Source organism: Dyadobacter fermentans DSM 18053, assembly GCF_000023125.1.
GTDB classification, from domain to species: Bacteria; Bacteroidota; Bacteroidia; order Cytophagales; family Spirosomataceae; genus Dyadobacter; species Dyadobacter fermentans.
Genome location: NC_013037.1, coordinates 730,625 through 745,382 on the forward strand (window position 1 = coordinate 730,625; position 14,758 = coordinate 745,382).

Genomic DNA, 14,758 nt, shown 5'->3' on the forward strand with positions numbered 1-14,758 from the left:
TCCCGCCATTAGTATCAATCGCAAACCCGTTCCATCGCCATGTACATGTCGCCTTTGCAGATTCCACTGATGGTCAGTTTGTGGTAAAGGTTAATGCCAATATAGAGTTGCTGGGGTTCGTCTATTTTCTGGGCTACGAGGGCGCGCAATCGGAAACGCCTTCCTATCCCGACAAAGACCGCAAACGCTACGCGTACGGGCTTAGCCTTTACCAGCAGTACAAATCTTTTGCAGGCAGTCAAAACCTGGCCGTCGCCATCGGCTTCGCGCAGGACATCTGGCTCGATTACTTCATTAACCTGCTCATCCAGCTGGAAGATTTCCCGAATGCGAAGCTGACCGAAGACATCGATCCGGCCTACTACCTGCGTTTTTCACCAAAAGGAGATCTGGAAGAGGCGAAAAAGAATGCTGCGGCGTTCATCCGCGCGATGAACGGCCTGTACACGGAAGTAGATTTCAGTTTCTATTTATCCAAAAGCAAAACCCTGTACGCCAATGCACTCGCCCAGGTGCAGGCCGGGCTGCCGGACAAGCGCATCCTGCCCGCCATGGAGGGCTTTTACCAGGGGCATTTCGATAGCTACAATCTCATTCCCAGCCTCACGATACCGGCCGGAATGGGTTTCGGAGCAAAGTATCAGAAGGCAAACCGGCACCACGCATTCCACGTTTTCGGCACATTCGCCATCCAGCAATGGACCGATCCCGCCCGGCTCGACATGGGTTTTGCCGACAAAAAGCATTTGCTCGAACTGAGCACCCACGAATTCGGGCATTCATTTGCCAATCCTGCCGTAGACCGCCTGCCCGAAACCCTCATTCAGGAAACCCAGCCGCTTTTTGAGCCGATCAAAGAGGCCATGAGCCCGCAGGGGTACCCCGTTTGGAAAACCTGCCTTTACGAACATTTCGTGCGCGCCGGCGAGGTGGTCATCGCCCGCAAAATGGGCAACCCGGAAGACGCCAAACGTCTCCGGGATCACTACGTTTTCAACCGGAAATTCATTTACCTCGACACGCTGGTCACTGTACTCGACCAGTACAGCGCATCCGGCAACGGCACTTACCAGCAAGCAGTTACCAACGCCATGCTGCGGCTGAGGGGGCAGGTAACCAGGTAGAATGGCAAGGCCGCTATTCCGCTAACCTGATATTCTTAATCTTCACCGGCAGCCACACCTGCATCGGCCCGCGGCCGCGGTTCGCCCAGGTGTAGTAGGGAATAGCGGTCACCGTTTGCGGTTCCGTGCGGATGTTCAGGCCGTCGGGTGCTGCTTTTACGACTTGCAGGCCAGCCTGAATAGCCACAATCGGCTCGTCGAGCAGGTTGCTTTTCTGAATGGTGTACGCAGCGTTTGCAGGCACGAGCAGGTTCCATACCTCGCCGGCATTGTCGGCGCCTTCCACGCAGTACACAATGGGCCCGCGCTGGATGGCAATGCGGCCTTCGTCCGCCTTCACTTCGGCGCGGGCTTTCACCTGCCGCACGTCCATCGGCAGCCGCACCTCGATTTCGTCGCCGTTCTGCCAGGTCCGGTCGATTACGGCGTAGCCTTTGTCGCTCTGATAGTTAACCGATTTGCCATTAAGCAACACTTCAACACGGCCGTTGCCAGCGGCCGCGAAATTGTACAGGCCGCCGGGAACGGGCGTGCCGGCAGCCCAGCCCGGAATGCGGACATTCAATGCATATTTCACCTTCTGCGGCGGTGTTACCTTAATTCTGATGCTGCCATTCCACGGGTAATCCGTGCTCATTTGCAGCGGCACTGCCGTTTTTCCGACCTGGAACGTGGTGTTGCTCCCCACGAAAAGGTTCACCCAGATCTTCCCATCAGCCTTGCCGTAAATGTAATCGCCCACGGACGCCACCAGCCGGGCAATGTTGGAAGGGCAGCAAGCCGTGCCGAACCATGCGCTGCGGGCATTGTTGCCGATAGAGGAAAGCGGGTTGCCGTAGAAAAAGCGGTCGCCGGTGAGGCTGAGGCCGTCGAGCGCACCATTGTACAAGCTGCGTTCGAGCACGTCAATGTACTTGGCGTCGCCGGTGAGCGCGTTCATGCGCTGGTTCCAGAATACCATCCCTACCGATGCGCATGTTTCGCTGTACGCGGCGCCATTGGGCAGGTCGTAGTCGTCGGTGAAGCCCTCGTTGTGGCCCGAAGAGCCTATTCCGCCCGTCAGGTACATATTCCGGTACACCACATCTTCCCACACGGCGGTCATGGCATTCATATAGCCAGGGTCGCCGGTTACCGATGCCACGTCGGCCGCGCCCGTGTACTGGTACATGGCGCGCACGGCATGGCCGGTGATTTCCTTTTGCTGCTTTACGGGCACGTCGTCCTGGCAGTATTTCGGGTCTTTCCATTCATCCCAGATTTTGCCCTTTCCATATCCGCGGCCGCGTTGTTCCAAAAACCAGTCGGCGAGTTTCAGGTAACGGTCCTCGTGCGTGAGGTGATACAGTTTCATCAGTGCCAGCTCTATTTCCTGGTGGCCCGATACCCACGGCCGGTTGGCCACGCGGAAAGTGGCGTCGATATGGTCGGCGAAGCGAATGGCCACGTCGAGCAGCTTGCGTTTGCCGGTCGTATTGTAATAGGCTACCGCGGCTTCCATCAAATGCCCTGCGCAGTAATCCTCGTGGCGCTCCATGTCGGTCCAGCGCTGTTGGAGGTCGGTGAGGGTGTAGTAGGTGTTCAAATAGCCGTCGGGGAGCTGGGCGGCGGCTATCTTGTCGATCCATTCGTCGGCTTTTCGTTCCAATGCGGCATCGGGCCGGTTTTTGAGCGAATAGGCCATGGCTTCGATGGCCTTGTACACGTCGCTGTCGTCGTAGTAAATGCCCTCGTGCTTCTCGCCCTGCTTGCGGGCTGCTTTTTCGAAGTTCCGGATGCGCCCCGATTTTTCTTCGGTTTGAATGATACACGCATTCAGCGTGGCCGTCGCCACCTTTTCCTGCTTGGGCTTCCAGAACTGATCGGTAATATTGACTTCCGAAAACCGGACAGGCTGAATGCGCTGGGCTCTGGCCTGAAATGGCGCAGCGTGCAGACTGCAGAGGACAGCCGAGGTCAGGTAAATTTTGGTGCTTAAATGCATTGAAATTTCAGTTAAAATCTTGAATCCTACTTTTTGCGGATAACCGGGAATTGCGAAATGCGCAGATTGGTGCAGCCATAGGGGATGAGCACGATGTCTTCTTCCTGGTCCGCCGTTTCGAGCTGATAAGTGAGGCTGTACGGCACCGGGCCGGCCATTTCGTTGTACAAGCCCCAGGATGGAATGCGGCGTGCTTTCGTTTTGATCTGCAACGGGGCATTCTCGGGGTTCCAGGGGTAATTACCGACCGGTTTCACTGTTTCCCATTTGTACTGCTCTTCCAGCTTGCTGTCCGGTGTGAGGATCAGCCCGTAGTTCCAGGGAGTGGTGGGCCGCACTTCGGTGTAGCTGGCGCCATAGTCGATCGGATCTTTGTCGTTTTTAACCAGTTTGGAAGTTTCGCCGATCTTCAACGCGTAGGTAAGCGGTCCGCGCTCGACCGATATTGAATTTTCCACCCACGTATTTTTGAAAATATGCATCGGCAGGCGCAATTCCACTATATCGCCCTTTTCCCATTCCCGCACCAGCTTCACGACCTGGTTCCCGTCAGCTTCGAGCCACGGTTTGCCGTTTACCCGGATCACCCCTTTTTTGCACCAGGCCGGAATCCGCAAATGAAACGGAAAAATGGCCTTGGCTGAGGGATTTACAGTGAATTTGATAGTTTCTTCAAACGGGTAGGAGGTTTCTTCTTTCACCGCTACCTGCACGCCGCCGGGCAGCTTAATCGTCGCTTCGCTGGCGGCGTAGGTTAATGCCGCAATGCCTTTGTCGGCGGTGGCGTACCACAGGTTCTGGACAAATTTCGGCCAGCCCTGGTGCATATTGGACGTGCAGCAAGGATAACCCGTGAGCAGGCCCATGCAAAGGTCGGTGCCGCCGTGGTTCACGTCGAAATTGCGCTGGTGGCGGGTCAGCATCACCTGGTTGGCCTGCTGGAAATATTGGCGGGTCATGTAATCGTCGGAAGCCTGCGTCGGCAAGGCATTGAACGCCACTTTTTCGAGCATATCGGCATAGGCCACATCACCGGTGATTTCGAGAATGCTTTCCAGCGAAAACATCATTTCCACGGCCGAGCAGAGCTCGGAGCCCTGCGTGGGATCGTTGCCGTGCAGGGCTTCGTCGCCGCCATACAGGCCGTGGGCCATGCCGTTGAACTTCCGGATATCGGCGAAGCCTTTCTTCGTCGCGTCGAGGTATTTCTGCTCCGGATGGTGCTGGAAATAGATCAGCGGGGCTTTCATGCCCTGCGCCAGGTTTACGCAATGGATGCTGCCGCGTGTCGAGAGCAGATCGGTTTGAAGGAATGCGTTCGTGTAATCGAAGGTTTGCCGGTGGATAACGTCACCCAGTTCGAGCAGGAATTTATCGCCGGTAATGTTATAGAGCCAGTACACGACCGCCAGGTTGTCGGCCCCGCGGTACCGCGCCCAAAACGTCCAGTTGTCGAGTGGCTTGGAAGGAAGTTCTTTAAGTTGATATTTAAAATAATCGGTCATCAGCGTGATCACGCGCTTGTCGCCGGTGGCTGAGTAGTACTGTTTCAATATTTTGAGCATCACCATTTTAGGCCACCAGTCGCGGCTGTTGTCACGCTGCACGCCCGGTTCGTGAGCATAATCTTTCGACGGCCCGAAATATCCATCGGCCTGCTGGCTGGCAATGGCCCATTCCACCCACGGTTTGGTTTTGGCGATCAGCTCCTTGTCGTCGAGGATGTAGGCGAGCGGGAGCAGTCCGTCGATCCAGTACGGGCCGCGTTCCCATTGGTCGCCATCGCCGCCGAGCCAGCCGTTCCGTTTACCCATCACGAGCGGGTACAGCTCGTCGAGCTTGCCGGTGGAGCCGTCCTTCTGGCGGACAAGCATTTCCCTGAGCCAGCCCTGCGGCTTAATCGCCCCCAGCGGCAGCTCCGCGTACGGGTTGGCGCGCAGCGGGGCACGGCTGCCGGTATAGGTGCCGTCGGTTTGGGCATTGGCTTGCAGGCAAAGGGCGAGGGAAAGGGAGCAAAGAAGCTTTTTCATGTGGTTTTAGTTTTAAATGCGCGCCGAGCGTTAAATGGTGATGGTGATTTTGCTTAAACCGGGCGCGGACGCCTTTTCCGTGCCGTCCACGAGAATGCGGAGCCCGGCGCCCTTGCCGTATTTCCGGCCCGTTTTGTCGTACACCACGGTAATGTTCCTGCCGTGGTAACGCACGCCGTCGAGGCAGAAGTAATCCCAGGTGTTATCAGGCAGTAATGGGTTGATCACGAGCCGGTTGCCAGCTTCGGGCCGTATGCCCACGAGCCCTGAAATCACGTGGTCGGCAAATGCCGAATGGTTGTAGTCCTTACCGCGCTCGCGGCCGCCCTTGGCTTTCGACCACGTGCCGTTTTCCATCGTGGCCAGTCGGGTGCGGGAAATCCAGTCGCCGGTGTAGGGGTTCAGGTTTTCATCGATCCAGGGGACGAGTTTTCCGTCCTCGCGGATGCGCTGGTGCGAGCGGCTGTATGTGGTGAGCAGCTTCCAAAAATCATTTTTTGTCATCGCATATTGCTCATAATTATTGAGCAGGTTGGCAAGGGCGGTTAAGGTAATGGTGGTTGAAAACGGCCAGCTGGGGCCGTTCCACTGGCATTCGTGGCCTTCGTAGGCAATGCGAAAGCCCGGGTGCCGCTGCTCGGTGGTGGTAGGACCATAGGGCGCCAGGAAGCCCTGCGGATGGTGCAGCTGCCCCCATGCAGCGGCGTGCCTCGTGTCGGGAATTGAAAAATACCATGGCGTGAAGCCATGCAGTTCGCGCACATCGGCGCGTTGGAGGGAAGGCAGGCCCCGGGGGATTACCTTGAAAAACCGGGCCTTGTCGTCCCACAGCCTGCTGATGATCCGGCTTTTGATCGTCGCGGCACGGCGGCTGAACTCCGTGGCCATGCCGGTGTTCCCGGCCAGTCCGGCAATGTCGGCAATGGCCTTTGCATTCCCGAACATATAACTGTTGATCGTGGCGCGGTAACCCTCGTCTTTCCGGCCGTAGGCGCCGGATACGGATATTTCCATTCCGTCGCGGTTGTCGGTTTGCCAGAACAGGCCGGTCGAGTCGAGGTGGGTTTTCTCCCATTCGCGGAAGTCGGCGACGAGGTCGGGCAGGAGATCGGTAAGGAACGCGTTGTCGGGGTGCACGAGCGTGTATGCGCGGATGGCGTCGGCCGCCCACGATGAATAAGCCCGCGGACTCGCGCCGCCCCGGAACCAGAACCGAGCGTATTGTTTCAAAAAAGTGGTATCCCGCAGCCAGCGACCTTCGTAAAAATGATGGCCAGCCGGACAGTTGATCGAGTTGTATTTGCCCGCCCAGGGAACATCCGGCAGGAATTCAGTAACAATGTACCCCGCCGGCGTCTGTTTGAGGTGTTTCCGGTAGGTCCACCAGCGGAAGTAGTAGGTTTGTTCGAGTTGCTTGTCGGGACATTCGAACAGCGGTATGTTTGCAGCCAAAAACTCCCAGGCTTTCGAATTGGGAATGAGTTGTTTATAAATCTCCTCATCCGAATCGTTGAATGCGGAAATGTAAGACTTGAAACGGTCGGGTTGCAGCACGGCATGCTGGGCCCGGCCCTCGGTACCGGGGAGTAGTATTATTCCAAAAAGAATGCAGGCTAGTCTGGTTACCATCATGATGTGCTATTTACCGGCGGCGGTGTTCCGCAGGTCTTTCGACGTGGCCAGGGCGATCACGCGGCCTTCACTGCCTACCGCATTGTAAAAATGGTAAACTACGCCGTTCCATTTGATCACCCACGGCTTGTGGGCATAGGTTTTATCGTAGGGCTCGCCGGGGGCGATGAGGTCCGTACCGGTCCAGTCGGTCCAGTTCACGAGGTCGTACGAGCAGGCGAACCGTTCGAATGCGCCCGGTTTCCAGAATGCCCCGAAATAGAACATCACGTACACATCTCCGATGCGTGCGATTTGGGCGTCGCCGCAAATACCCGTATTGCGCGTGACGAGCGGCTTTTGGCCGTGCCTTTTCCAGTGCAGCATATCATCCGATACGGCCATGGCAATGCTTTCGAACCCCTTGCCTTGCTGATCGCCTTGCTGGCCTTTCGCATTGTAGTACATCACAAACGGATGACCGGTATGGCGGGCTTTGTCGCGGATGACGAGGCTTTTGTAGATTGTCTGGTTGTCGTACCAGCACGCATCCGGGTCGATGGCCGAGAGGACGGGCTGGGGCAGGCGTTCCAGTTCGCCGGCCGCCGTGAGGTCGCCGGTCGTGGCCATGCCGATGCCCAGCCGGCCGGCTTCGTAGCCCTTCTCGGAGCCGCCGAGGTAGGATATCCAGTATTGGTCGCCAAACCGCTCGGGTTCGTAGCTGCCGCCCCATTCGGTGTCCACAAGCGCCACGTAGCCGGCTTTTTGCGTGGCGTCCCAGGTGTTGTCGGTGAACGACATGATCTTGCCCAGCGACGTCCATTGCAGCAGGTTTTCGCTTTTGGAAAGCCAGGTTTCATATCCCTTGCCATCGAAAATAATGTAGGTCATGTACCACACGCCGCCTTTGCGGAACACGGTAGGGCTGTCGACCATCCTGCCGCTTTCGGGCTGGGGGATCACCACGCCGTATTTGTACGGGGTTTTGACCTCCTCGAAAATGCCCTGCATCACCTGCTGCGGGACTTCCGTTCGGGCGGCGGAACGCTTGCCGCCCGTTTGAGCAAAACCAAAGCCCGCGAAAAGCATCAGCACACCGCCAATCAGCACTTGTCTCATATTAAGCTAGTTGTAGTCAGGGTTTTGTTGAAGTTTGGGGTTTGAATTGATGGCGATCTGCGGGATCGGGAACACAGCGCGGTAATCTCCGTTCGGCTTGTGCGACAGCCAGCTTTTGGTCGTATAAACGCCGAACCGGATCATATCCCGCCGGCGGAAGCCTTCCCAGGCAAACTCCCAGCCCAGCTCGTCGAGCATGCGGCCATACTGCACTGCAGCCGTATTGCCCGGGTCCACGACCTTGTAATTTTCGACATAACCATAACCGTACCCGCTGGTTTTGGCCAGATCCGCGCCGGATACCGTCGCCTTGGCGGGTTTGGCTGAAAAAGCCCGGGCCCGCACCTGCGACACCACCGTGGCGGCCTCATTGGCCTTGCCCGTGCGCAGCAGGCATTCGGCCTTCATCATCAGCACCTGGGCATAGCGGAAAAGCGGGAAGTCGTTGCCGAGGCTGCCTTGTGCGCCGGTTTTTACCTCAAACTTATTCATCCGGTAACCTTCGGCTTCGCCGGTGTAGAGGCCGTCGGGGAGCTCGTTGGTGAGTACCACGTTTTTACCGGCCTGGTCGTAGGAGCCCTTCAGCGGCGTTACGCCGTCCGCAGCAAACTGCGGTCCGGTCATCCAAGTCGCTTTCAGGCGCTGGTCGTCGGCATCGTAGGTATTGATAAACTGCGGAATGCCTTTCGCCGAGCCTGCGCCCCAGGGCGTTGCGAGCATATTGACCTTGTTTTTCAGCGAAGCATGCCACGAAAACATGTGCGCGCTGAATCCGCCCGCCAGGTTTTCTTCAAAAGGAATTGCAAACACGATCTCGGCCGAATTTTGGTTTTCGGTAACAAAAGGCGCCGGCAGACCGGTTTCTAACTGGTATTTGCCCGAAGCGATCACATCGTTGCATTGCGCAAGGCATTCTTCCCACCGGGTTTCGCCCGCGTAAATGCCGGCATTGAGGTACACATTCGCGAGCAGGGTTTTGGCTGCCCATTTGTTGAAACGCGCGTACGTCAGCGTGTTCCGCTCTTCACTCAGGTTAGGGATTGATTCCGTCAACTCCTTCACGATGAACTGGTATACTTCTTTCCTGCCCGTTTTTTCGAGCAGCTCGTCGGAGCGGTCGGTGATCAGCGGCACGTCGCCGAAATTGTCGCAAAGCATCCAGTAAAAGAATGCCCGCACGGCACGCATTTCGGAGATGAGCGATTCTTTCGTGGTGCCCGCCGGGATCGTGATCTTGTCGTTCGAAAGCTGGTCGATGAGCCGGTTGGCATTGATCACACCGGCATAAAACGTATTCCACATGCTGTTGATCTGCGGGTTTTCCGAATTCCACGTATGCAGGTGCATGCGCTTGTAAATCCCGCCGTCGTCCCAGCCGGATGCATTCGCCGGCATGACGATGCCATCCGCCGTGGATTCCTGCGCCATGTACCAATGCGTGTGCGAAATAAGCCCGCGCATGTTGGCATAGGCAATGCTGATCGCCTGGTAGGCATTGGAATAATTGTAAGTTTCCTCGGTCACCTCCGAATAGATCTTCTCGTCGAGGTCGTTATTGCAGCCGCTCGCCGCGATCATCAGCAGAAGGGCCGTTCCTATATATGGTTTCAATGGCTTCATTGTGCTTTTCTTTGAAATGATAAACCTGGGTTAGAAACTAGAATGTGAGCGATACGCCCGCTGTGAAGCTTGTGGTAGCCGGGTAGCGGTTCTTATCGTCGATGCCCGGCGCCAGTCCGGCGATCCCTACTTCGGGGTCGATGCCCTTGTAGCCGGTGATCGTGAACAGGTTGGCAACGGCCAGGTAAACGCGCGCATGTCTGAGGTACTTGTTTTTCAGGCGTACATTGTAGCCGGCGGTGATGTTGTCGATCTTCCAGTAATTGCCGTTTTCGATGTAGTAGCTCACGTAGTTCAGCGACTGGTCGTCGGCCAGCGGGCGTTTGCCGTAAATCGGGTCGTAGGCATTCGAGCGCAGGTTACCGCGGGTGAGCATCACCGGCGCGCTCCAGAACATTTCGGTCATGTTCAGGATCTGGAAGCCGAATGCGCCGCGCATGGTGATGTTCAGGTCAAAGTTTTTGTAATTCAATGTGTTGTTCCAGTTCAGATAGCGGCGGGGCAGTCCGTTACCGATAACCTGCTTATCGTCCGCCTGCTGCTGGGCAATGGGCTTCGGTTCGCCGTTTTTGCCCTCGATGATCCAATGGCCGGTTTCGTCGATGTCGATTGTTTTGAAGCCCCAGAAGTTACCCAGCGGCTGGCCTACCTGCACGCGGTGGGTGTTTTGCTGAATGGGCTCGCCGGTATTCCCAGTGTCGAAATAGCCGCTGGCTAATGCGAATTTGTCGTTGGATAGCGACAGGATCTTATTGGCATTGGTCGAAAAATTGACGGAGGTAGACCAGCGGAAAGCGGCGGTTTGCACCGGAATGGCATTCAGCTGGATTTCAATGCCTTTGTTTTCCATGGAAGCGGCATTCGCTGTGATGGTGCTGTACAAATAGGGCGGCGTGGGCACGGGGAAGTTGGCGATCAGGTCGCGGGTGGTGCGGCGGTAGAGGTCGATCGAGCCGGACAGGCGTTCGTTCAGGAAGCCGTAGTCGATACCTACGTTCACTTCCTCTTTGCGTTCCCAGCGCAGGTCGGGGTTGGCATTGTTCGATGGGTTGATCGCCTGCACCCACTGGCCGTTGATGAGCACATTGGTATTGAAATTGATTTTATTCAAAGAAATGTACGAGCTGCCGGGTTCAGTACCGGTTACGCCGTAACCTGCCCGGAGTTTGAGGTTCGAAATGGTGTTGGAACTTTCCAGAAATGCCTCCCTTTTCAGGTTCCAGCCCACCGAAAACGCCGGGAAGCTGCCCCATTTGTGATTCGCCCCGAAGCGCGACGAACCCTCGTGACGGATACTGGCCGAAAGCAGGTATTTATTCATAAAACTATAATTGACCCTGAAAAAATAGCTGATCAGCTTGTTCTCCGACTGCACCGACGACTCGGGCGCCTGGCCGCGGCGGAGCGCCAGACCGGCCCCGATGTTGTTGTACGAGAAATTATCGGTCGGGAAGTCCCAGTTCTGCATCCAGTATTCCTCGGTGTTGTAGCGGCGCCAGGTGTGACCGGCCAGGATCACGAAGTTGTGGTCGTGAATGGATTTATTGTAATTGGCAGTAAATTCAAACAGGTCGTCCTGGGAGCGGGTTGTGCCGCGCGAGGCAAAGCCGTTCCGGCCGCTGCGGCTGGTGGAGTAGTGACTTTTAGTTTCGTAGTACCCCCGGGTGCTGTTGAACATATCCCGTGCAAATAAGGCCTTGATTTCCAGTCCTTCCACGGGTGCGAGGGAGATTGTGCCGTAGGTCCGCAGGTTGTTGTTCCGGTTATGTCCTTCCGATTCCTCGATGAGCGCGAGCGGGTTCATGTAGTCGGTTTTATCGGTGCGTTCTATCCACTTCCCGTTTTCATCCTTCAAAGGTTCGGTGGGGTTGAAAGTGAGCGCATTGCGGTAAACGAGGCCGGAGTAGGAGCCGCCGTCGATCGAAAAGTATTTCTGCTGGTAGCCGCTCAGGTTGGCATTGATTTTCAATAATCCGTTAAACATCGAATGGTTTACCTCTATCCGCGGGAATACGGTTGTGTTGTCGGATTTTTTCATGATGCCGTTCAGGCGGCGGTACTCCATGCTCACGATGTAGTTGGTCGTGCGCGAGCCTCCGCGGAGGCTGATGTTGTGTACCTGCGAGAATGGCTTCTGGGTTACCTGACTGAGCCAGTCGGTGTTTTGCCCGTAGTCGATAGCACCCGGCTTACCTTGTGCCGCCAATGCGCGGTACTGGTTCACATCCATGAAATCCAGCTTGCGGGTTAGCCGCTGGGTGGTGAAATAGGAGTTTACTTCCAGCGTGGCCGGCGTTTCGCCTTTGACCTTCCGGGTGGTGATCAGGATTACGCCATTGGAACCGCGGGTGCCGTAAATGGCAGCGGCGGAGCCGTCTTTGAGCACGTCTATCGACTCAATATCCTCCGGGGCCACGGTGTTCAATGCGCCGGGCACGCCGTCTATCAGCACGAGCGGTTCCGCGCTGGCGTTGATCGTAGCACTGCCCCGGAGCGAGATCTGGGCAATGGCCGTAGGGTCGCCGCTGGGAGTGATCACGCTTAGGCCGGCCACTTTACCCCTGATCAGCTGTGCGGCATCCTGCACGGGGCCTTTTACAAAATCTTCGGCTTTCACACTCGCGATCGCGCTGGTGATCTGCTCGCGTTTTTGCGTTCCGTAACCCACCACCACCACTTCTTCCAGGCTTTTCAGGTCTGGGGCGAGGGCAATGTCGATCGTGGACCGCGTGCCTACCGTCGCCTCCTGGTTTTGGTAACCTACATAGGAGAATACCAGGATCACCTCCGTGCCGGGATTGTCGCTGACGGAAATGCTGTATTTGCCCTCGGCATCGGTGGTGCTGCCGCGGTTGGTACCTTTGATGAGCACGCTCACGCCGGGCAACAATTCACCGGCATCGCCTTTCACGACGCCGCTCACGGTCCTCTCAGCCGCCGCGGCGACGGCCTCCACAGCGGGAGTATGGTGTTGCGTGGTGGTGGTGAGGGTAACCTGCGTTGCGGGCGCGGCTTCGCTTTCGGCCGGTTGTTCGCCCTGCTGCGCGCCCGGCTTGGCGGCGTCGGCGGTGTTGAGGATGAGGTATGTTTGCTTGCTTATCTTTTTGTACCGTAGTCCCGAGGGCGAAAGCATGCTGTTCAGCCGGGTCTCGATCGTCTGGCCGGATTGTGCCTGAGCCGGGGCGACGAAAATGCCTTCCAGCAGTTTTTCTTCAAACAGGATATCCACTTTGTATTGCTTTTTCACCTGCATCAATGCATCCCTGAGTGCGACGCGGCTTCCGGGGATCGTTGTGGGAGCTGTTGTGTTTTTCGGACGGTTCTGGGCCATCAGCTGGGCTTTCAGCGGTGCGCCGTCCAACAGGCATCCCACCATTAAGGTTACCAGAACTTTAACGTGTAATAGTTTCGTCATGATTATGAAAGATTAAGGAATTACTACTGACTCGAATCGAGGACAAAAGTTTCGGCACCATCGTCGCCGTTGGCGGGGGAGCGGGTGATGCGGGCATTGAGGACGTCGGAAAGGGCTTTGAGCACATTGGCCGGGTCGCTGGCATTGAATGTGCCGCCGATCGTGCGCCGGGCCAGCGCGGAATCGGCCACCACGACGTTCACGCCGAAATGCTCGCTGACCTGGTAGGCGATTTCAGAAACGGACGTGTTTTCGAACATAAACCGGCGCTGCTTCCAGGCCTGGTGCGCCGACAGGCTTTCGCTATGGCGCAAAGTGAGCTTTCCCTGGGTGGACATGGTGGCCACGTCGCCCGGCTTCATGAGCATAGGCCGGGCTTCCAGCTCGTGCAACGAGCGGAGCTGCACGCTTCCCTGGCTCAGCACCACTTTGGAGCCTCGTTTGCGGCTGTACACGATGAACTCGGTGCCTAATACCCTCACTTCCAGCTTGTCGGGCGTGCGGACGATAAACCGGCGGTGATCGGGCAGGTGCTTCACGGCAAATTCGGCCTCGCCTTCCAGCCGCACTTCGCGCGAGCCGCTTCCGAACCTGAAACGGGGGATGGTGAGCACGGAATTGGCATTGAGCGTAACCCTGCTGCTGTCCGGCAGCACCACCGTGCGTATTTCGCCGAACCCGGTTTCGTATTGTTTATAAAGCCAATAGTCCGACAGCAGGTAAGCGCCCAATATCAGCGCCACAGATGCCGCTGCGGCCCATTTGAACACCAAAAGGCGGTCCCGCAGCATAGTCCATTTCACCGGCCCGTTCGCTTGCGCGCTGCCGGATTCCTGAACGGTAAGCAATGAACGTTCGTAAGCCCGATCCACGTCCGGCGTGAATTGCGGGTTTTCGGTTTCCCATTCATCCAGCCATTGGAAATACAGCTCGCGGTTGGCGGGGTTTTCCAGCCATTCGCGGATCAGAATGTTCTGCATCCGGGTGGTTTTTCCTTCGAAGAAGTTCTGGATGACCTGTTTGGAGAGAAGTGATTTCTTCATACTTCGGAAAGTTCAGTGTGACATGTTGCGACGGCGCCCGTCAGATAAACAGGAGTAAAATCTGGCTGAGAGAAAGCAGTCCGTGGTCCTGCAAGGCTTTTCGGAGAATGGATAAGCCTTTGGTAATGTGGCCTTCCACGGTTTTCACCGAAATCCCGAGCTCTTCCGCGATCGCCGTGTTGCGTTTCCCTTCGAACCGGCTCATGAGAAACACCTTCTGGTTCTGAGGCGACAGCGACCGGATCACCTGCTCGATTTTCAGTACCAGCTCCTGGAATTGCAGCTCCTGCTGGGGCGAGCTTTCCGGCGCAGCCACGGGCAGGTCGCCCAGGTCGTCGGTGAGGGCCTCTTTGCCGAAATTGCGCCGCATATAATGAAAAGCCGCGTGCCTTACAGTCGTGAACAGATAGGAGCGGTACGAGGTGTTGACGGACGTGTGCAGCTGTTTGGACCAGAATTGGCTGAAAACTTCCACCACAATGTCCTCGGCAACATCCCGCGCATACACAAACCGGACCGCGTGGCTGCACAGCTGCTTATAGTAGCGCTTGAACAGCAGTTCGTAGCCCCGCGCGGGATCGCTTTCAAATGCCTGCCTGATAAACAACTCCGAATCGACAAATGCCGCAGGCAATTTCCTGACATCCGGGAAATCGGACGGGAAACCTGTGGGTTGGCTTGTACCAGTTTTACTTGCTGCGGAATGCTTCTGGTTCATACACATGATGTAAGTGAGTTATCCATAAGAGTATTTCCGCGTGCTCTTACCCTCGGCCGTTTTGTGAAGTTTTTGATGTTTTTTGTGATTTTCA

The 14,758-nt window shown here is 56.5% G+C and carries 9 protein-coding genes; 1 reads left to right on the forward strand and 8 read right to left on the reverse strand.

Annotated elements, in window-relative coordinates:
* Nucleotides 1-80 precede the first annotated feature (80 nt).
* Nucleotides 81-1,124, forward strand: a complete 1,044-nt coding sequence (locus DFER_RS03140) for a DUF4932 domain-containing protein (protein ID WP_041734691.1) — start codon at nt 81-83, stop codon at nt 1,122-1,124.
* A 13-nt stretch (nt 1,125-1,137) separates the two neighbouring features.
* On the opposite strand, the gene DFER_RS03145 is transcribed toward DFER_RS03140, so the two are convergent.
* From DFER_RS03145 to DFER_RS03180, 8 genes are read right to left on the reverse strand one after another with little or no spacing between them, the layout of a single operon-like run.
* Nucleotides 1,138-3,108, reverse strand: a complete 1,971-nt coding sequence (locus tag DFER_RS03145; protein ID WP_015810155.1) for a glycoside hydrolase family 127 protein — start codon at nt 3,106-3,108, stop codon at nt 1,138-1,140.
* Nucleotides 3,109-3,134: 26 nt separating this feature from the next.
* A complete protein-coding gene (locus DFER_RS03150; RefSeq protein WP_015810156.1) occupies nt 3,135-5,138 on the reverse strand; it encodes a beta-L-arabinofuranosidase domain-containing protein in 2,004 nt (667 codons plus the stop codon).
* A gap of 30 nt (nt 5,139-5,168) precedes the next feature.
* A complete protein-coding gene (locus tag DFER_RS03155) occupies nt 5,169-6,770 on the reverse strand; it encodes an MGH1-like glycoside hydrolase domain-containing protein (protein ID WP_015810157.1) in 1,602 nt (533 codons plus the stop codon).
* 6 nt (nt 6,771-6,776) lie between these two features.
* Nucleotides 6,777-7,868, reverse strand: coding sequence for a glycoside hydrolase family protein (locus DFER_RS03160; protein WP_015810158.1), 1,092 nt, complete (start codon nt 7,866-7,868; stop codon nt 6,777-6,779).
* A 6-nt stretch (nt 7,869-7,874) separates the two neighbouring features.
* A complete protein-coding gene (locus DFER_RS03165) occupies nt 7,875-9,488 on the reverse strand; it encodes a RagB/SusD family nutrient uptake outer membrane protein (RefSeq protein ID WP_015810159.1) in 1,614 nt (537 codons plus the stop codon).
* Nucleotides 9,489-9,525: 37 nt separating this feature from the next.
* Nucleotides 9,526-12,903, reverse strand: coding sequence for a SusC/RagA family TonB-linked outer membrane protein (locus DFER_RS03170; RefSeq protein WP_015810160.1), 3,378 nt, complete (start codon nt 12,901-12,903; stop codon nt 9,526-9,528).
* A 23-nt stretch (nt 12,904-12,926) separates the two neighbouring features.
* Complete coding sequence (locus DFER_RS03175; RefSeq protein WP_015810161.1) at nt 12,927-13,946, reverse strand: FecR family protein; 1,020 nt, start codon at nt 13,944-13,946, stop codon at nt 12,927-12,929.
* Nucleotides 13,947-13,986: 40 nt separating this feature from the next.
* Nucleotides 13,987-14,664: an RNA polymerase sigma-70 factor gene (locus tag DFER_RS03180; RefSeq protein WP_041734694.1), complete on the reverse strand. Its 678-nt coding sequence runs from the start codon at nt 14,662-14,664 to the stop codon at nt 13,987-13,989.
* Nucleotides 14,665-14,758 lie beyond the last annotated feature (94 nt).

Bases quoted from the DNA above. Each gene is read 5' to 3' on its own strand.
- DFER_RS03145 (WP_015810155.1), bottom strand. From the start codon at position 3,108: ATGCATTTAAGCACCAAAATTTACCTGACCTCGGCTGTCCTCTGCAGT.
- DFER_RS03150 (WP_015810156.1), bottom strand. From the start codon at position 5,138: ATGAAAAAGCTTCTTTGCTCCCTTTCCCTCGCCCTTTGCCTGCAAGCC.
- DFER_RS03155 (WP_015810157.1), bottom strand. From the start codon at position 6,770: ATGATGGTAACCAGACTAGCCTGCATTCTTTTTGGAATAATACTACTC.
- DFER_RS03160 (WP_015810158.1), bottom strand. From the start codon at position 7,868: ATGAGACAAGTGCTGATTGGCGGTGTGCTGATGCTTTTCGCGGGCTTT.
- DFER_RS03165 (WP_015810159.1), bottom strand. From the start codon at position 9,488: ATGAAGCCATTGAAACCATATATAGGAACGGCCCTTCTGCTGATGATC.
- DFER_RS03170 (WP_015810160.1), bottom strand. From the start codon at position 12,903: ATGACGAAACTATTACACGTTAAAGTTCTGGTAACCTTAATGGTGGGA.
- DFER_RS03175 (WP_015810161.1), bottom strand. From the start codon at position 13,946: ATGAAGAAATCACTTCTCTCCAAACAGGTCATCCAGAACTTCTTCGAA.
- DFER_RS03180 (WP_041734694.1), bottom strand. From the start codon at position 14,664: ATGAACCAGAAGCATTCCGCAGCAAGTAAAACTGGTACAAGCCAACCC.